Below are 18,599 nucleotides of genomic sequence, written 5' to 3'. Positions count from 1 at the left end.
CTTGTGTATCAACAGGGAGAAGCCAGCCCCACCCCCGGCAGAGCTGGCTTCTCGTTATTCAGAAACGATTTCATACGCAGACAGGTCTGTTTGTGCCGGGGTGTTGTCCGGGCACAGCGTCTTTCCCTCGCAGGGCGTCAGACCGCATTTCTGCATTTCTTCCTCCAATGCGCTGTTATCCACATTTTCCCAGTCGGTATCGTAGTAATCCACGCTGCCGTTGGTCACGTCGTTCTCCCCGGGCAGGGAGGGTGTGCGCATTTCTTGCCAGTACATAGGGCTCCACCTTCCTCTCACGCCAGCCTATGCGGCGCGGGCGCGGAATGTGCCCTTAGTTGGCAGCTTCCTTGCTGGCGCTGGCTTCGGTCTTGGAGGACGCGGGCTTTTCCTCTTTAGAGGTTGCCGGTGCATCTTCCTTGGAGGAAGCCGTGTGCTCCTGCTTAGAAGAAGCAGGTTTTTCCACCTTGGAGGAGGAGCTGCTCTGCGAAGAAGAAGTGGGCTTTTCTTCCTTAGAAGAAGCCGCAGAGGAGGCGGGCTTCTCTGCCTTGGAGGAGCTGCCGGTGCTTTCAGAAGTACCGTTCGAGGAGGAAGAAGCGGGCTTCTCCTCCTTGGAAGAGGCCGGTTTGTCCTCCTTAGAGGAGGCAGACGTTTCGTCCTTGGAAGAAGCAGGCTTATCCTCCTTAGAGGATGCACTGGAACTGCTGGACGAGCTGGACGGTGCACCGCTGACCGAAAGTTCCAGCTTGTTGCTGGTCACAGTGCAGTCATTATAGCTGGCGGTGGCGTACACCCGGAAGTTGCCGCCCAGCATGGAGGGGTCTACCTCGCCCTTTACGGTGGTCTTGCCGGCAGCCTGTGTCACCTCGCTGCCATTGACATACCAGCGGATGCTGGAAGTATCCAGATACTTGCCCTTGAGGGTAGCTTTGAAGGTGTAGGAATCCCCCAGCGCAGCCTTGCCGCTGCTGCTGATCTGGATAGAGGCTGCCGCAAACACAGCGGTCACATCCACGTTCTGGTCAAAATTGGTATCCGTGCGGGTGCGCTTGGTCACGCCATCGCTCCACTTGACGAACACATAGCCGTCCTCCGGCACTGCGGTGACAGTAACAGTCTGGGCGGCGCTGGTCACCTTGACGGTAAGAGACTTGCCGCTCTCGTTGCCGCAGGTCAGGGTACCGCCGCCGGTTTTATCTACACGGTAACCGGCCTGATACTCCGTTTTTTCCTCAACAGCCGAGGAAGAGACTTCCTCCGAGCTGCTGGGTGCTTCCACGGCAGAGCTGGGGTTAGCGGTATACTCGGCGCGGGTGGGAATGTTATTGGTGTCCGGGCGGCGATCCTCGGTCTCATAGGCGTGGGTACGCAGATACTTCAGCAGCACCTTCAGACCTGCAGGCTTGAGGTGGATGTCCCCGCTCTGGTAGTAATCCACATTGCCGTAGCCGTTGGCGTCCTTGAGCGCCTCGGCAGAGTTGAGGAACTTGACGCCCAGCTGCTCGCACATGGTCAGCAGCGCCATGTTGAAATCATCAATACGGGTCTGGTCCATGTTGGGGTAGTTGGAGTGGTTGGACGGGACCGGCGGCACCGTGTTGACGATGATATCGGTATGGGGATAGCTGGCCTGAATGGCCTGTACCAGCGCGGTGTAGTTGCTGATAAAGTCCTCGGTGTTCATGCCGTTATCGTTGGTGCCCAGCATGATGACCACCCGGCGGGGCTTCATTTTTGCCACTGCCTGTGCGATGGTGTAGCGGTTATCGTCCCGCTTGAAGGTGACGATGCCCTCATTCAGGGCGGCACTGGTACCAATGCCCTCTTTGGCACAGAACTGCTGCAACGAGATCAGACCGCTGGCGTACAGACGCACCGTGTTGGAATCGCCGATAAAAAGGGTCTGCTCCTGATAGGCGTCACCAGCATCAGCAGTCCCGGTGAGCAGCGCGCTGGAGGTCTTGTTGATCTGATAGTGGTCAGAGATATCCTCCTCCCCTTCCGGGGCGGGCGCGGGGGTAATAATGGAAGAATCCCCCGGCTGCTCCGCCGGGTTCTTGCCCCGCTTGAGCATGGTAAGGGTGATACCGATGGTCAGCAGCGCCGCCAGTGCACACACGATGCACACCAGCACTGCCTGCTTCTGCATCGGGGTCAGCGCCTGATTCTCCTTTTGGTTATTGCTTCTCATATTCTATCCATTCTCCTTCCGAAGGAATGAAACTTCCTGTCATACCCGGGCTGCCAGCAGCCGGTCGGTAAGGTCGGCGCAGCTTTCGGCCAGCAGCACTGGATGGAAGGCTTCCAGCTCTTCCCGGCTGCCGTAGCCGTACAGCACACCGGCAGCATCCAGACCGCAGTCGGCAGCGCCCCGCATATCATCGTTACGGTCGCCCACCATCAGCACCCGCTTGCCCTGCAAAGCGGGCTGGCTGAGCACATAACGCACGACCTCGGTCTTGGTGTCCCGGCTTTCGTCCATAGAGGCGCCGCCGATAAAATCAAAATACTGTGCCAGCCCCTGCTCTTCCAGAATGGGGGTGACCACCTTGGTGGGCTTGGAGGTGGCAGTGCACAGGCGAAAACCGGCCTGTTTCAAGGTTTGCAGCATCTGCGGAACCCCCGGGAACACGGCACACTCGTGACTGCCCTTCACCGCGTAACTCGTGCGGTAAAGGTCGGTAGCTTTTTCGATCAGCGCCGGGTCGGTGAAGTGCTCGCCGAAACTTTTGCGCAGGGGCGGGCCCAGATAACGGCGCAGGTTGATGCCGGATACATCCACACCCATGGTGCAGAAAACCTCTTGCAATGTATGAATGATACCGGGGGCTGAATCGATCAGCGTCCCGTCCACATCAAATAGGATCGCATCATAATGCAGCAATGTTTTATTCCTCGCTTTCATGGTGATACATCCAATAGTATAGCACAGATTTGATACATCAGCAATTCCAACAAAAGATTTTTCTGTCTCTTATGCAGAATTTTCCTAAAAAGGGAGGCCGCTGCGCCGTTTTTTGCACAGCAGCCTCCCTTGCGGCAGCGCGGTGCAGCACAATGCCGGGCAGCCCGCGGGCTGCCCGGCATTGCATTTTCACGGATCAAATTGCAGCAGAGACCGTCCCCTGCAAAAGCGCTACTGCGCAGGTGACGGGCAGCTGCTGTCCCCCGGGACATAGAGGTTGTTGGAAACGAACTCCAGCTTATCCTTGAGCACCAGCTCAAGGTTTGCTACGGCGTGCACCATGTTGGTAGCGGAGTCGTTCACCTCCAGCAGCTTGCAAAGATCCAGACCGTCCAGATCCATGGCTTTCTGCATCTTCCGGCTTTCGGCACACAAAATGTGGCTGAGCGCTGTTTCCTGCAGGGCAATGCTTTCCATCAGGTCCACGACAGCCTGATCCAGACTGACCTTGGGCATCTCCGGGCACTGAGAACGGGCACAGGGTGTATCGATCATCATAGGGCAAAACCTTCCTTTCCGGTCGTGTGCCCTATCCTATGCTGCGGCGGGTACGGCTGTTACTGCTTTTCTGCCTGTGCGCGCACCTTCTCAATGGTGTCGCGGTAGCCGCCGGAGCCGTACTGGATGCAGCGGTTGATACGGCTGATGGTGGCGGTGCTGATCTCCACCGCCTTGACGATCTGCTCGTAGGTGGCACCATCCAGCAGGAGCTTTGCAGCCTGTAAGCGCTGTGCCATATCCGAGATCTCCTTTACAGTGCACAGATCCTCAAAAAAAGCGTAGCACTCTTCCCGGCTCTCCAGACTGAGGATGGCATCAAAGAGCGCATCCGTCGTCTCGTTTCTTCTGGAATTTTTTTCAGCCATTGTTTTTCTCCTTATTATAATAGCGGCGGCAGCGGGCAAAACAGGCAGTGCTGCCGCACGGAATATTCTGCACGCCATTACTTTAGCACTTCAAAGTGTGAAAGTCAAGACCTGTGAGTGAATGGTTTTCAATTGTAGACGTGTTTAGTTTTATTCTCTTCACACATGAAAGAAAATCACCTAAAAATTATTCCCAGAAAATGGCTTGAATTGGCGTATCCTCTGAACTTGTGACGAAAATATTGACAATTGATGAAAACGGGAATAAAGTAGGACACAATCATTCAGCAAATGCAAGGAACAGGACATGATCTTCTGCATCACCCTCTTTCAGCGAGCCGCTTCTCGGGTGAAAAAGCGGCAGTCAGGAGCAGAGGACCCTCGCCTGCGAGCAGCCTGTGTGAACCGGGTTTTGTGCCCCTTAGTAGCACGGTGCCGTCCAGCCCACGTTATCGGGCAGCATGGTCAGTGTACCATGCGTGGGAGAGTGGCTGTTTTAACACAGCAAGCGAAGTGGTACCGCGGAGTATTGCTCCTGCCCTGGCAGGCGGGAGCAGAAGCCTTCGTCTTCGGAGTGTGGCCGGAAAACCCGGTCATGTGCCGAGGACGAAGGTTTTTTACGCTCCGGGGCAATGCTTTGCCGGACGGCAGTCTATCGTTCCGAACCTGTTGCGGAGTGAAAAAAGGAAAGAGGTAGAAAACTATGAACACGCTGGTCATCGTATTGATCGCAGCGGTGTGCCTGTTTGGCGCTTATGTGCTTTACGGCCGCTGGCTGGCTAACAAATGGGGCATTGACCCCGCAGCCAAGACTCCGGCTGTCGTCCACGAGGATGGCCGGGACTATGTGCCCACCAACGGCTGGACGGTGTTTGCCCACCAGTTCAGCTCCATTGCCGGCGCAGGCCCTGTCACCGGTGCCATTCAGGCCGCAGCCTTCGGCTGGCTGCCGGTGCTGCTGTGGGTGCTGCTGGGCGGCATCTTCTTCGGCGCTGTCACCGACTTTGGTGCCCTGTATGCTTCCGTTAAGAACGACGGCAAGAGCATGGGTATGCTGATTGAAAAGTACATCGGCAAGACCGGCCGCAAGCTGTTCCTGCTGTTCTGCTGGCTGTTCTGCGGCATCGTCATTGCCGCCTTTGCGGACATGGTTGCCGGCACCTTCAATGCCTTCGGCGCAGACGGTGCAATGGTCGAGGCCGCCAAGACCAACGGCGCTGCCGGTATGGTGTCCATCATGTTCATGGTGTTTGCCGTTATCTTTGGCCTGCTGCAGAAAAAGTTCAACTTCTCCGGCTGGAAGGAAAGCGTTATCAGCATCGTGTTCATCGTGCTGTCCTTTGTTATCGGCGCAAACCTGCCCCTGATCCTGGGCAAGGCCGCTTGGAGCTACATCACCTTTGTGTACATCTTCTTTGCCGCTGTGCTGCCCATGTGGCTGCTCAAGCAGCCCCGTGACCACATGACCACCTTTATGTTCGTGGCCATGATCGTGGGCGCTGTGGTTGGCCTGCTGGTTGCACACCCCACCATGAACCTGCCCGTGTTCACCGGCTTTACCAACGAAAAGCTGGGCACCATGTTCCCCATCCTGTTTGTCACCGTGGCCTGCGGTGCAGTTTCCGGCTTCCACAGCCTTGTTTCCTCCGGTACTTCCTCCAAGACCGTTGAGAACGAGAAGGATATGCTGAAGGTCGGCTACGGTGCCATGATCCTTGAAAGCCTGCTGGCTGTGCTGGCTCTGTGCGTGGCCGGTGCTGCCGCAGCTGCCGACGGCACCCCTGCCGCTGGTACCCCGTTCCAGATCTTCAGCCGCGGCGTTGCCGGTTTCTTTGAGATGTTCGGTGTGCCCGCCTACGCTGCTACCGTGTTCATGACCATGTGCGTTTCCGCACTGGCACTGACCAGTCTGGATGCCGTGGCCCGCATTGGCCGCATGAGCTTCCAGGAGCTGTTCAGCGTGGACGATATGGAGCACGCTGAGGGTTGGCGCAAGCTGTTCTGCAATGTGTACTTCTCCACCTTTATCACGCTGGTGTTCGGCTTTATCCTGACCAAGATCGGCTACGCCAACATCTGGCCGCTGTTCGGCTCTGCCAACCAGCTGCTGAGCGCACTGGTGCTGGCTACCCTGTGCGTGTTCCTGAAGGTGACCGGCCGCAGCAACAAGATGCTGTTCCCCCCGTTGATCATCATGCTGTGCGTTACCTTTACCGCATTGGTGCAGCGCCTGATCGCTATGGTCAAGGCCATCAGCACTGCCGCTTCTGTTACCATCCCTGCCGGTGAGACCACTTGGGGCGCTGTGTTCATCGCAAACGGCCTGCAGCTGATCCTTGCCGTATTGCTGATCGTGCTGGGTCTGAACATTGTGTTCCATTCCTTCTCCGCTTACAAGAAGGCTGAGCACAACAGCGAAACTAAGGTCTGATTTTAACCCTGCCATTCACAATCCTGTTTTCAATAAACAAAATGCCGCTGACGATGCACAAAGCCGTCAGCGGCGTTTTGTTTTATTCCGGCAGTTCCATTTCATGTTCCATGGGTACAAAGCCGAACTTTTCATACAGCGGCCTGCCCATTGCGGTCGCTTCCAGCGAGATGGCCGTCACCCCGCGCCGGTGCGCATCCTCCACCAACCGGGTCAGGATGCGGGTCGCAATGCCCTGCCGCCGGTACTGCGGTGCGGTGTACAGATTCATAAGGTAGGCTTTCCGACCGGTGGGGTTATGGACGGTGGGCATGACCTGAAAATAGCTCACGGCGCCGGTGCCTGCCAGCGTTTCACCGTTCCAAAGGAGATACGCCGTGTGGGTGTTCTCGGCAAAGGCCTTCTGGTAATAGGTCCGTGTCTGGCTCTCCACCTCCGGCAGCGGAGTATCTTCCGGCAGCTGATTGGCTGCCCGCAGCACCCGGCAGCGCACCGCTACCAGCAATTCCAGCTCTGCCAGCGTGGCTTTCTGTTCGGTAAGGTTCAGCAATTGTGTTCCTCCCAGCTTTGCAGAGCGGCCAGCTGGGTCTCGGTGTGGAACCAGTGCTCCCCGCCCTCCAGAATGGTCAGGTGCGCCCCGGTCTGCTGCCGGAACCGCTCCATAGCGGTGTGCCCGGTAAGGGGGTCCGTATCGGCATAGAGCACCTGTGTGGGCACCTTCCAATGCAGCGGATGTTCCCGCACCCAGCACAGATACGGCCACGAGAGGGTCTCCCCCATGGCGGTGGGGATTTCCCCTGCCGCGTGCAGCTGTTCCTCCGTTACCCCTGCCTGCTGCATCAAGTCAAGGATCAGCTTTTCCATATCCACCACCGGGGAGACAAGCAGTGCCTTTTCCGGCGTTTGCGTCTGCAACGCCTGCATGACAAACCACGCACCGATGCTGACCCCGTACACGCGGATCTGCTTCCATACCGGCTGCATCCGGGCATAGACCGCTTGCAACTCCCGGGTAACCACCCACGGCACCAGCTTTTCCGGGCTGTTTTTTCGGGTGCCGTGCTCCGGCAGATCGACAGCCAGCACCTGCCAGCCTACCGGGCAAGCTGTGCGGGCAAAGCGAGCAGCCTCGGCTGCGCTGCCGTTTTTGCCATGGACATAGAGATAGACCTTACGGCTGCGCTTGCCGTACAGGACAGCCGGAATGCCTGCAACCTCGAGCTTGATTTTTTCCATAACAGTCCCTCCTGTTCTGGGGGCGTATTGCGCCCTGTTTTCTCTATGATAGCACAAGCAGAAGCCAAACACAAACAGGAAAAAGTTGCTATCATCCTTATTGCAAAACGATTTTGAATGGCCTCCGCTGCCGCTCTGGCCATTGTTCAAGGAAAGTATATTTTAATATTTGAGGTTCTGAAACGCCTGCGGGCGTTTCAGAACCTCTTTTTCACAGAAGGGGTCGTAACTGGAAACGTCTGCTGTTACCTCTTACGTCCTCTCCCGTGAAAATGGGATAACGGAGCGTCCGCAGACGCTCCGTTATCCCGAAATAATAAATCATAATTCCGCTGAATATGGCCAAAGCGCAGCGGAGGCCATTGAAATCGTTCTGCACAAAAAGAGCCACCGCACAGCCTTGTGCGATGGCTCTTGAGGTCGTATTTCAGGTTTTGCTTAGCCGAAGATGTTGATCAGGATACCAGCAGCAACGGCAGAACCGATAACGCCGGCCACGTTGGGGCCCATGGCGTGCATCAGCAGGAAGTTGGAGGGGTTCTCGCTCTGGCCGACCTTCTGGGAAACACGAGCGGCCATAGGCACGGCGGAAACGCCGGCAGAACCGATCAGGGGGTTCACCTGACCGCCGGTCAGCTTGTACATGACCTTGCCGCACAGCACACCGGCTGCGGTGCCGAAGGAGAAGGCGATCAGACCCAGCACGATGATGAACAGGGTGCGGGTATTCAGGAAGGTGTTTGCACTGGTGGTGCAGCCAACAGACAGAGCCAGGAAGATGGTGATGATGTTCATCAGCTCATTACCGGCGGTCTTCTGGATACGGTCCACAACGCCGCACTCCTTCATCAGGTTGCCCAGCATCAGCATACCGACCAGAACGGCGGCATCCGGTACGATGAGGGAAACGATGATGGCGACCATGATGGGGAAGATGATCCTCTCGGTCTTGGAGACAGTGCGCAGCTGCTTCATGACCACAGAGCGCTCCTTGGAGCTGGTCAGTGCCTTCATGATGGGCGGCTGGATGACGGGCACCAGTGCCATGTAGCTGTAGGCTGCCACGGCGATACTGCCCAGCAGCTCAGGTGCCAGACGGGAGGTAACGAAGATAGCGGTAGGACCGTCGGCACCGCCGATGATGGAGATGGCAGCGGACTGCTTCTGGGTGAAGTCTACCAGACCAGTAGCGACCAGCAGACGGGCACCCATGTAAGTACCGAAGATACCAAACTGTGCGGCAGCGCCCAGCAGCAGGCTCTTGGGGTTGGAGATCAGGGGTGCAAAGTCGGTCATGGTGCCGATGCCGAGGAAGATCAGCGGCGGGTAGATGCCCAGCTTAACGCCCATGTAGAGCATATCAGCCAGACCGCCGTTGTTCAGGATCTCGACCCACATGGGGTGCTCCAGACCGTCACCAACGAAGTACTGCATGTGGATGATGCCGCTGCCGGGGAGGTTGGCAAGGATCATACCAAAGGCCATGGGCAGCAGGATCAGGGGTTCGAACTCCTTGACGATGGCGAGGTACAGCAAAAAGCAGCCCACGCAGATCATCACGGCGTACAGCCAGCCGCCGGGCTGGCCAAACTGTGCAAAGCCGGAACTTTGGAAAATACCGACCAGAGTATCAATAAACTGTGTCATGCTCTTCCTCCTGTGTTAAAACGGGGCCGTGGTGTCGTTCACGCCGGCCTTGCCCCAGCCATTTTTGCCACGACGCACTGCCTTAAGGGTGTACTTGCCGTTGCCCATTGCATGGATAGCAGCCATAATAGCGGCCACCACGTCACCAGGGATGCCCTCCTCTACCTGAGGAGCGGGCGCAGCCTGCTGTACCGGAGCGGCAGCGGGCTTTGCTGCGGGTGCTTGCGCAACAGTCTTAGCGGCCTTCTTCTTGGCATTCATCGAGTCGAAGATCTTGCCCTCCAGCGTGATGATAGCCATCAGCAGCACGAGGATCAGGAACACCAGCACGATACCAGTAATGGTAACGACCACATCGAAACCTAAGTCCATGGTTTTTCCTCCTGTTTGTTGGATACTGCAAGCGATACAACATCGTTAGCAGAAAATCAATTTGGGTATAGTATACCGTATTTTGCCAATCATTTCAACAAAAATTAACAAATTTTATTTTTGCTGCTTTGTGATATGACATGGACAAAACGAACCAAGCTTAGCGGCGGCCGATGCGCGGAGTAGCATCCGTAAAGCCGGTTTCCAGCTTATCACCGATGGAAAGGCTCTGTGCCGTGCCCAGTGCAACGCAGTTTACGGGATCCGGCGAGACGGTGACCTCCACCTTCAGTTCCTGGCTCAGATATTCGGTCAGGCCGTGCAGCTGGGCACCGCCGCCGGTCAGCATAACGCCGTTGCGGTAGATATCGCCTGCCAGTTCGGGCGGGGTCTTTTCCAGCACCTGATGGGCTGCGGTGCCGATCTGCTCGCTGAGCATCATCACCGGCTCGTACAGATCATCGGTGGAAACGGTCACGCGCACCGGCAGACCGGTAAGCAGGCTACGGCCCTTGATCTCCATGCTCTCGTGGAAATCGGTCTTTTGGGGGCAGCAGGCAACGTGCTTCTTCAGTTCCTCGGCGGTGCGCTGGCCGATGGCAATGCTGTATTTGTTGCGGACGTGCTTGAGGATCTCCTCATCGTAGTGGTTACCGGCCACGCGCACACTGGTGGCCTTGACCTTGCCGCCAAGGCTCAGCACGGCGATATCCGTGGTGCCGCCGCCGATATCAATGATCATGCGGCCATCCGGCAGGGTGATGTCGATGCCGGAGCCAAGGGCTGCGGCGATAGGCTCATCGATCAGGTACACCTGACGGGCACCGGCGGCCACCACAGCCTCCACCACGGCGTCGCTCTCAATGCCGGTAATAGCGGCAGGCACGCACACTGCCACCCGGGGCTTGACCATGTGGGAGCTGTACACCTGCTTGACAAAGCGGCAGATCAGCTCCCGGGTCATGGTGTGGTCACTGATGACGCCATCCTTCAGCGGGAAGATAGCGGAGATGTAGTTGGGCGTGCGTCCCACCATAGCCAGTGCTTTATCGCCGGCTTCCAGCACGGTGTTCTTGCGGGTATCCATTGCCACAACGCTGGGCTGGTTGAGCACCACGCCCTTGCCCTCCTGCGCGATGATGATGGTAGTAGTACCAAGGTCGATGCCGATATCATTCTGTGCCATAATTGCCTGATTCCTTTCTCTGCGTTCCTCTATCATGTATGTAACGCCCGCAGCTGCGGGCAAAAAACAAAGACTGCTTTAGTATAACATAGTTGCGGCAAAAAGTATACAAGCTTTGCCGCTGTTCTGCGTGGTTTTATCAGGGGCTTTCCCCTTCTGTGCTGAGCTGCTCCGGCGGCTGTCCGGCCTGCAGCAGAGCGCACAGACCGCTGTAACGCAGGTTCTGCCGGATGTTGCTCATCATGCTGTTCACCACGTCCCTGCGGCCCGCCACAACGCACAATCTGCGCGCGCGGGTGACGCCGGTGTAGAACAGGTTGCGGTAGCACAGCCTTGGCGGCACCTGCGCCACCGGCAGGATCACCGCCGGGAACTCGCTGCCCTGACTTTTGTGCACTGTGATGGCATAGGCGATTTCCAGTTCGTTCAGGTTTTCTGCCGGGTAGAGCAGACGCCGGTCGTCCATACGCACCACCATGGAGCGCTCCCGCAGGTTGATGCTTTCCACGATGCCGATATCGCCGTTGTAGGCACCTACGCCCTGCTCGCCGCCGATGCGGTTCCAGACGATCTCGTAGTTGTTGCGCACCTGCATCACCTTGTCCCCCACCCGGAACACCCGGGCGGCGCTTTGCAGCTGGGGCTTGCCCTTCTGGGGCGGGTTGAGCAGGTTTTGCAGTTCCACGTTCAGCGCCTGCGTGCCGGTGGGGCCAAGCTTTGTGGGACACAGCACCTGAATATCCCGGATGGGGTCAAAGCCATAGCTCCGGGGCAGCCGGGTTGTGACAAGGTCGCACACCAGACGCTGCGCAGCCTCGCCATCCGTCTCCAGAAAGAAGAAGTCATCAGTCTTGCTGCCCTTTTGCAGCGGCTCGCCGGAGATGATATGGTGGGCGTTTTCCACGATGAGGCTGCGCTTTGCCTGCCGGAAGATCTCGTTCAGGCAGACGGTGGGCACACAGCCGGAGCGGATGACCTCGCTGAGGATGTTGCCCGCGCCCACGCTGGGCAGCTGGTCGGCATCGCCTACCATAATAATACGGCAGGTGTAGCGCAGTGCCGCAATGAGCGCCTGAAACAGCTTGACGTCCACCATGCTCATCTCGTCCAGAATGACCACGTCACACTTGAGCAGGTTTTTGTCGTTATGGATAAAGCTGACCACGCCACCGGTGTAGTCCACCTCCAACAGTCGGTGGATGGTGCTGGCCTTGCGGCCGGTCAGTTCGCTGAGACGCTTGGCGGCACGGCCGGTGGGAGCACACAGGGCTACCCGCTCGGCCTGATTTTCCAGCAGCTGCAAAATAGCGTTGACGGTAGTGGTCTTGCCGGTGCCGGGGCCGCCGGTGAGCACAAGGCAGTTCTCGGTCATAGCTTTGCGGATGGCTTCCCTTTGCAAGGGGGCGTAGGCAAAGCCTTGGGTCAGCTCTAAGATCTGGATGTTTTTATCCAGATCCCGGGAAGTGTTCTTGCCGCGCTTTGCCAGCAGATTCAGCCGATCGGCAATGTCCTGCTCCGCTGCCAGAAGATCCGGCAGGTAGATATAAGGCACGGCATCGAACATTTTTACGGCCAGTTCTTCCGTTTCGATGCAGTGATCCAGTGCACGGGCCAGCTTTTCCGGCGGCTGATGGATAAAGTTGGAGGCCGTCGCCAGCAGCTGCGCCCGGGGCAGACAGGTGTGGCCGTTGCCCGCATTGTGGCGCAAGGTGCGCAGCAGGGCAGCTTCCAGCCGCTGGGCGCAGTCCCCTTCCATGTGGTAGTACTGGGCGATGCTGTCCGCGTGGCGGAAGTCCAGCTGCAGCGGCTCCCCGCACAGCAGATAGGGGTTTGACGCAATGGCCTGCATCGCCCCCACGCCAAAGGCTTTGAACACCTCCATAGCCTTGCGTGGGCTGATCTCGAACTGCGCCAGATAAGCGATGAGTTCCCGCATTCCGAACATCCGCTTGAACTCCTGCTGGATGCGGTCGGCTTTATCCGGCGAGATGCCGGGAATCTTGGTCAGCCGGGCGGGGTCGTTGGCGATGACCTCCAGCGCTTCAGCCCCGAACATATCAATGATCTTATCCGCAGTCCTTGCGCCGATATACGGCAGGGAACGGCTGGCCAGAAAGGCATACACCGCTTCCAGATCCTTGGGCATATCGGTCTCGCATTCCTGCGCGTGGAACTGGCGGCCATAGGTGGCGTGGTTTTCGTACCGGCCGCGGCAGATGACGCTCTCGCCTGCGTGCAACTCGCCTACGATGCCGCAGACCACCGTGAGCACCCCGCCGCCGGAGACCTCGAACACCGTATAGCCGTTATCCTCGTTCTCGTAGATGATATCCTCCACGACGCCTTCGATCTGTTCCAGCTGCTGCTCGTCCACCAGCTCCACCTCCTTTGCACAGATATTATAAGTATAGCCCTTTTGGCGGGATTTGTAAATTGTAGAATCCGCAAAATCCCCGGGCAGCTCTCGCCTTTTTCCGGCGGTTGTGCTATACTGGGCGCAAACACTACGTCACGAAATGAGGAGCAACAATGGAGATCATCATTCATCAGGCCATTCTGCACGTTCTGGATACCACCATGGATGCGCCGGTGCTCAGCGGCGGGCCCATGGAGCTGACTGCCGAAAAGAACGCCTACCTGCAGAACCACATTGAAAAGCTGCTGGCCAGCGACGAGATCCGCCAGTGCCGCCCGCTGCCGGACTCGGCCTTTAAAAATGAGTTGGAGCACAATCAGGACTTTGTGGACCTTTCCTGCCGCATTGCCGGGGTGCTGTTCGACTATATGCACGCCCACACCACCATCCCCGGGGCAGACCTTGCCGTGGTGGATTTTACCCGGGACGGTGCGCCGTGGCTGGGCATCCTGAAGCTGAACTACAAAAACGGCTACACCCACTACACCGAGACTGTAGAGGGCGCACCGGTGAACTCCATCATCCAGCAGCGCGCCTGCCTGCCCACCCAGAGCGGCAAGGTGGAGGAGGGCGCACTGGTAGACCTGACCGATTACTCCATGCGGCTGCTGGAAAAGAAGTATGATATTGACGGTCATAAAGAGTTTTACCTCTCCACCGTGGTGTTCCAGTACACCACCGCTCAGCCGGAAAAGAAAAAGCTGCAGGCCATTCAGGAAGCCGCCGTGCAGGCTGTGCAGGAAAACTACGCCGAAACGCCCCATGTGGAGGCACAGGTGGCCATGATGATCGCCAATCAGGCCGCCGACAACGACAATCAGGTGTCCATCCAGCAGGTGCGCCAGCAGCTGGAAGAGGAATATCCCCTCGCCGCCGTGCCCTTTGACGACTATGTGGAAAAGAGCGATGTCATTGACAGCGCCGCCCAGCCGGTGACCGTGACCCCCGCCCGCATCCGCCGGATGGAAAGCCGCAGCCTGCGCACCGCCAACGGCATCGAGGTGAAGATCCCCACCGAGCTGTTGAACGCGGAATCCGAGGTAGAATTCCTGCACGCTGATGACGGCAGCATTTCCCTGCTGATCAAAAATGTCATTTTGTAAACTGTAACAGCAAAATCTTGCAAAACCCTGCGTTTAGCCTTGCTATCCGCAGGGTTTTGTGCTATACCCGTGTTGTATCTTTCGTAGTATATTCGTTACGACCTTAGAGGAGGAAATTTTATGGAACTGGCTCTCATCACCGCGCAGCAGGTCGCGGTCTTGTTCCTACTGATCGGCACAGGCATGGTGGCGGTCAAGACCGGTGTGCTCAAGTTGGAAAACAAACAGGCGCTTTCCAATCTGCTGGTGTACATCATCGTACCGGCCATGGTGGTAAACTCTTACCGCATGGAGTTCAGCACCCAGATCCTGCGTAATCTGCTGGCGGCTTTTGGCATGAGTGTCCTGTCCGTGCTGCTGGGAACCGTGATCACCCTGCTGCTCACGGCGCGCAAGACCGACAGCCGGATGCCCATTTTCCGGTTTGCCTGCATTTTTTCCAACGCAGCGTACATGGGCTTCCCGCTTATTTCGGCGCTGTTCGGCTCCGAGGGTCTTTTGTATGCCAGTGCCTACGTTACCGTGTTCAACATTCTGCTGTGGACGCTGGGCTACGGTCTTGTCAGCGGCGGCTCCAGCGTAAAGGAGGTTGCCCGCAGTCTGGTGCGCACCCCGGTACTGTATGCCATTGTAGTGGGCTTGGGCATCTATCTGCTGCAGATCCCGCTGCCTGCCCTGATCACCCAGCCGCTGGAACTGCTGGCCGGGGTAAACACCCCGCTGTCCATGCTCATCACCGGGATGCTGATCGCCGCCGGTGACGTGCGCAGCATCGTGACCGACAAGCACATCTGGAAGCTTGCCTGTGTGCGTATGTTGCTGATCCCGGCGGCTACGCTGGCACTGTTCGGGGTGCTGGGCTTCCACGGCACTGCCGCACAGGTGGTCACGCTGCTGGAATGCTGCCCGGCTGCCGCTATCACCTCGGTATTTGCGGTGCAGTTCGGCCACGATGAGCACTTTGCCGCCGGCAGCGTGGTGCTGACCACCCTGCTCAGCATCATCACCCTGCCGCTGTGTGCGTTGATCATCACCATGGTGATGTAATCAGCTCTGCGGTGCTGTTATATTTATATTGTAAGAAGAGCTGCTGTGCATCGTGTTGTACGGCGGCTCTTTGCTTTGGCAAGTGGAGAGCATTTCCGACCATTGCCACACAAAACAAAAAGCCATCGCTTTTGCATTTCTGCATCAACGATGGCTTCGTATTGGAGCGGCCGACGAGGCTCGAACTCGCTACCTCCACCTTGGCAAGGTGGCGCTCTACCAGATGAGCTACGGCCGCATATCCGGTGCATTTATCCCTGCACCCTCCCGAGCTATTCTTGCGAATTTCGGGGTCCCCGCGAAAGCTTGCAAAGCAAGATTTTGTGGGGAAAAGGAGAAAATCTGGTATTCATCACAGAAGTCTTGCTTGCAAGACTTCCCGATGAATGACAGGATTTTCAACGTGGTGCCTCCGATCGGAATCGAACCAATGACACGGGGATTTTCAGTCCCCTGCTCTACCGACTGAGCTACAGAGGCAAATACGACCCGGATCGGGCTCGAACCGACGACCCCCAGCGTGACAGGCTGGTGCTCTAACCAACTGAGCTACCGGGCCATATGGTGGAAGTTAACGGGCTCGAACCGCTGACCCTCTGCTTGTAAGGCAGATGCTCTCCCAGCTGAGCTAAACTTCCACATATGGAGCGGCCGACGAGGCTCGAACTCGCTACCTCCACCTTGGCAAGGTGGCGCTCTACCAGATGAGCTACGGCCGCACATTCCATTTGTTTTTGCCGGTCTGTTGTCCGGCGACGTTGGTTATTATACCGCACACTCCGGCAGTTGTCAACCACAAAATTACATTTTTTTGAAAAAGAACGTCTTTTAACTCTGGTACGTTCTTTTTATTTTGTGTGCAGCACCACATTCCCCCTTTTTACCTCGTTTCGCACGGCTGTGTGCACGGGCAAAATACAGTTGCTTTCTATTTCACAAACTATTATAATAAAGAGGACGCTTTGTCAAACGGAAAGCTGCACCCGCGCGGATGCAGCTTCCATTTATAGAAAAGAAAAAGGAATTGCCAGCAAAAAGGAGCTAACGCAATGTATAAGATCACTGAAAAGGTCGCGCTGAATCCCACCGTGACAAAGATGGTCATTGAAGCCCCGCTGATTGCCAAAAAGGCAAAGCCGGGTCAGTTCATCATTGTACGTCCGTTTGAGGACAGCGAGCGTATCCCCCTGACCGTGGCCGGTTACGACCGCGAAAAGGGCACCGTAGATATCATCTTCCAGATCGTGGGCGGTACCACCATGGAGCTGAACAGCCTGAACGCAGGCGATTGTGTCCACGATTTTGTCGGCCCGCTGGGTCGCGCCACCGAGACCGAGGGTCTGAAGAAGGTGTGCGTTGTGGGCGGCGGCGTAGGCTGCGCCATTGCACTGCCCATTGCCAAGGAACTGCACGATCAGGGCTGTGTGGTACACAGCGTGGTCGGCTTCCGCAATAAGGACCTGCTGATTCTTGAGGACGAGTTCAACGCCTGCAGCGACGAGCTGCGCATCATGACTGATGACGGCAGCTACGGCACCAAGGGCGTGGTCACCGCTGCGCTGGATGAGCTGGTGGCTGCCGGCAACCAGTACGATCTGGTCATCACCATCGGCCCGCTGATCATGATGAAGTTTGTGGTCAAGACCTGCCAGAAGCACGGCCTGAAGAGCATCGTTTCCATGAACCCCATCATGATCGACGGCACCGGTATGTGCGGCGGCTGCCGCCTGACCGTGGGCGGTCAGACCAAGTTCGCCTGCGTGGACGGCCCAGACTTTGATGGCGATCTGGTGGATTTTGACGAGGCAATGGCACGCGGCACCATGTACCGCCCGTTTGAGGCACACGCCCGTGAGGCAGCCTGCAACCTGTTCAAGACTCAGGAGGGAATGTAAAATGGCTTTCAATATGGACCCCAAAAAGTGCCCCATGCCCACGCAGGACCCCAACGTCCGCAACAAAAACTTTAAGGAAGTGGCTCTGGGCTACACCGCTGAGATGGCTGTGAACGAGGCCAAGCGCTGCATCGGCTGCAAGAACAAGCCCTGCCAGTCCGGCTGCCCCGTGGGCATCGACATCCCGGAGTTTATCGCCCATGTTGCCGAGGGCGACTTTGAGGCCGCCTATCAGGTGATCAACCGCTCCTCTTCCCTGCCTGCTGTCTGTGGTCGTGTCTGCCCGCAGGAGAGCCAGTGCGAGGGCAAGTGCACCCGCGGCATCAAGAACGAGCCGGTGGCCATTGGACGTCTGGAGCGTTTTGTGGCCGACTGGCACCGCGAGAACGTGCACACCGCACCCATCGTGCCTGAATGGAACGGCCATAAGGTTGCCATCATCGGCGCAGGCCCTGCCGGCCTGACCGCTGCAGGCGATCTGGCAAAGCTGGGCTACAAGGTCACCGTTTACGAGGCTCTGCATGTTGCAGGCGGTGTGCTGATGTACGGCATCCCCGAGTTCCGTCTGCCCAAGGCCATCGTCCAGCAGGAGATCGACGGCCTGAAGAAGATGGGCGTGGATTTTGAGTGCAACATGGTCATCGGCAAAGTGCTGACCATTGACGAGTTGATGGGCGAGTACGGCTACGAGGCTGTGTTTGTGGGCTCCGGTGCTGGTCTGCCCCGCTTCATGAACATCCCCGGCGAGAGCCTGAAAGGCGTGTACTCTGCCAACGAGTTCCTGACCCGCTCCAACCTGATGAAGGCTTACCTGCCCACCAGCAAGACCCCCATCCGCACCGGCAAGAAGGTTGCCGTTGTGGGCGGCGGCAACGTGGCCATGGACGCTGCCCGCAGCGCCCTGCGTCTGGGTGCCGAGAGCGTGTACATCGTCTACCGCCGCGGCATGGCTGAGCTGCCCGCCCGTAAGGAAGAGGTGGAGCACGCCGAGGAAGAGGGCATCATCTTCAAGACCCTGTGCAACCCTGTTGCCATCCACCCGGACGAGGACGGCTTTGTACACTCCATGACCTGCATCGAGATGGAGCTGGGTGAGCCGGACGCTTCCGGCCGCCGCCGTCCCATTGAAAAGCCGGGCAGCGAGTTCGAGCTGGAGGTGGATACCGTGATCATGAGTCTGGGCACCAGCCCCAACCCGCTGATCCGTTCCACCACCCCGGGTCTGGAGACCAACAAGCACGGCTGCATCGTGACCGAGGGCGACGAGGGCAAGACCAGCCGCGACGGCGTGTATGCCGGTGGTGACGCTGTGACCGGCGCTGCTACCGTCATCAAGGCCATGGGTGCCGGTAAGGCAGCTGCAAAGGCCATAGACGAGTACATCCGCAATAAGTAAGCAAATAGCATAAACAACGAGGGCGCTGCACGGTAAATGTGC

At 57.6% G+C, this 18,599-nt stretch carries 16 protein-coding genes and 5 tRNA genes; 5 read left to right on the top strand and 16 right to left on the bottom strand.

What is annotated here, in order from left to right:
- Positions 1-54: 54 nt before the first annotated feature.
- The 5 genes from MTP36_RS07365 to MTP36_RS07345 form a co-directional block, all read right to left on the bottom strand.
- A complete protein-coding gene (locus tag MTP36_RS07365) occupies positions 55-276 on the bottom strand; it encodes a hypothetical protein (protein ID WP_097779778.1) in 222 nt (73 codons plus the stop codon).
- 55 nt (positions 277-331) lie between these two features.
- Entirely contained in the window at positions 332-2,188 is a 1,857-nt protein-coding gene (locus tag MTP36_RS07360) for an SGNH/GDSL hydrolase family protein (protein WP_249254301.1), read from the bottom strand.
- 39 nt (positions 2,189-2,227) lie between these two features.
- Entirely contained in the window at positions 2,228-2,902 is a 675-nt protein-coding gene (locus MTP36_RS07355) for an HAD-IA family hydrolase (RefSeq protein ID WP_249254300.1), read from the bottom strand.
- A gap of 231 nt (positions 2,903-3,133) precedes the next feature.
- Positions 3,134-3,460, bottom strand: a complete 327-nt coding sequence (locus MTP36_RS07350; protein ID WP_097785967.1) for a hypothetical protein — start codon at positions 3,458-3,460, stop codon at positions 3,134-3,136.
- Positions 3,461-3,519: 59 nt separating this feature from the next.
- Positions 3,520-3,828, bottom strand: coding sequence for a YerC/YecD family TrpR-related protein (locus MTP36_RS07345; protein WP_005923988.1), 309 nt, complete (start codon positions 3,826-3,828; stop codon positions 3,520-3,522).
- Positions 3,829-4,531: 703 nt separating this feature from the next.
- Between MTP36_RS07345 and MTP36_RS07340 the strand changes: the two genes are divergently transcribed.
- Positions 4,532-6,259 carry a carbon starvation CstA family protein gene (locus MTP36_RS07340; RefSeq protein WP_249254298.1) on the top strand — a complete coding sequence of 576 codons (1,728 nt, stop codon included), beginning with the start codon at positions 4,532-4,534 and terminating at the stop codon, positions 6,257-6,259.
- Between the two features lie 82 nt (positions 6,260-6,341).
- On the opposite strand, the gene MTP36_RS07335 is transcribed toward MTP36_RS07340, so the two are convergent.
- The 6 genes from MTP36_RS07335 to recD2 form a co-directional block, all read right to left on the bottom strand.
- On the bottom strand, positions 6,342-6,809 hold the full coding sequence (locus MTP36_RS07335) for a GNAT family N-acetyltransferase (protein ID WP_330220875.1): 468 nt from the start codon (positions 6,807-6,809) through the stop codon (positions 6,342-6,344).
- Complete coding sequence (locus MTP36_RS07330) at positions 6,803-7,495, bottom strand: alpha/beta hydrolase (protein WP_249254297.1); 693 nt, start codon at positions 7,493-7,495, stop codon at positions 6,803-6,805. Before MTP36_RS07330 ends, MTP36_RS07335 begins: the two co-directional genes overlap by 7 nt.
- A 438-nt stretch (positions 7,496-7,933) precedes the next feature.
- Positions 7,934-9,142, bottom strand: a complete 1,209-nt coding sequence (locus tag MTP36_RS07325; RefSeq protein WP_249254296.1) for a sodium ion-translocating decarboxylase subunit beta — start codon at positions 9,140-9,142, stop codon at positions 7,934-7,936.
- 15 nt (positions 9,143-9,157) lie between these two features.
- The gene (locus MTP36_RS07320; RefSeq protein WP_249254295.1) at positions 9,158-9,514 is read right to left on the bottom strand and encodes an OadG family transporter subunit; all 357 of its coding nucleotides are present in this window, start codon (positions 9,512-9,514) and stop codon (positions 9,158-9,160) included.
- A gap of 160 nt (positions 9,515-9,674) precedes the next feature.
- Positions 9,675-10,700: a rod shape-determining protein gene (locus MTP36_RS07315; RefSeq protein WP_015538108.1), complete on the bottom strand. Its 1,026-nt coding sequence runs from the start codon at positions 10,698-10,700 to the stop codon at positions 9,675-9,677.
- Positions 10,701-10,839: 139 nt separating this feature from the next.
- Complete coding sequence (gene recD2, locus MTP36_RS07310; RefSeq protein WP_249254294.1) at positions 10,840-13,074, bottom strand: SF1B family DNA helicase RecD2; 2,235 nt, start codon at positions 13,072-13,074, stop codon at positions 10,840-10,842.
- Positions 13,075-13,229: 155 nt separating this feature from the next.
- On the opposite strand from recD2, the gene MTP36_RS07305 reads away from it, so the two are divergent.
- Positions 13,230-14,219: a nucleoid-associated protein gene (locus MTP36_RS07305; RefSeq protein ID WP_249254293.1), complete on the top strand. Its 990-nt coding sequence runs from the start codon at positions 13,230-13,232 to the stop codon at positions 14,217-14,219.
- 120 nt (positions 14,220-14,339) lie between these two features.
- Positions 14,340-15,266, top strand: coding sequence for an AEC family transporter (locus MTP36_RS07300; protein ID WP_249254292.1), 927 nt, complete (start codon positions 14,340-14,342; stop codon positions 15,264-15,266).
- A gap of 162 nt (positions 15,267-15,428) precedes the next feature.
- On the opposite strand, the gene MTP36_RS07295 is transcribed toward MTP36_RS07300, so the two are convergent.
- From MTP36_RS07295 to MTP36_RS07275, 5 genes are all read right to left on the bottom strand, one after another.
- A tRNA-Gly gene (locus MTP36_RS07295) sits at positions 15,429-15,504 on the bottom strand.
- Positions 15,505-15,670: 166 nt separating this feature from the next.
- A tRNA-Phe gene (locus MTP36_RS07290) sits at positions 15,671-15,746 on the bottom strand.
- Between the two features lie 5 nt (positions 15,747-15,751).
- Positions 15,752-15,825, bottom strand: a tRNA-Asp gene (locus MTP36_RS07285).
- 3 nt (positions 15,826-15,828) lie between these two features.
- A tRNA-Val gene (locus tag MTP36_RS07280) sits at positions 15,829-15,904 on the bottom strand.
- 5 nt (positions 15,905-15,909) lie between these two features.
- Positions 15,910-15,985 (bottom strand) — tRNA-Gly (locus MTP36_RS07275).
- A gap of 330 nt (positions 15,986-16,315) precedes the next feature.
- Here MTP36_RS07275 and MTP36_RS07270 point away from each other — a divergent pair.
- Both MTP36_RS07270 and gltA read left to right on the top strand, forming a co-directional pair.
- Positions 16,316-17,161, top strand: a complete 846-nt coding sequence (locus tag MTP36_RS07270) for a sulfide/dihydroorotate dehydrogenase-like FAD/NAD-binding protein (protein ID WP_005923953.1) — start codon at positions 16,316-16,318, stop codon at positions 17,159-17,161.
- A 1-nt stretch (position 17,162) separates the two neighbouring features.
- On the top strand, positions 17,163-18,557 hold the full coding sequence (gltA, locus tag MTP36_RS07265) for an NADPH-dependent glutamate synthase (protein WP_249254291.1): 1,395 nt from the start codon (positions 17,163-17,165) through the stop codon (positions 18,555-18,557).
- Positions 18,558-18,599: the final 42 nt, after the last annotated feature.

It is taken from the genome of Faecalibacterium sp. I4-1-79 (genome assembly GCF_023347235.1).
In the GTDB taxonomy this organism is placed as follows: domain Bacteria; phylum Bacillota; class Clostridia; order Oscillospirales; family Ruminococcaceae; genus Faecalibacterium; species Faecalibacterium tardum.
The sequence above is the reverse complement of the archived record's forward strand: the minus strand, read 5'-3'. Positions and strand labels throughout refer to the sequence as shown.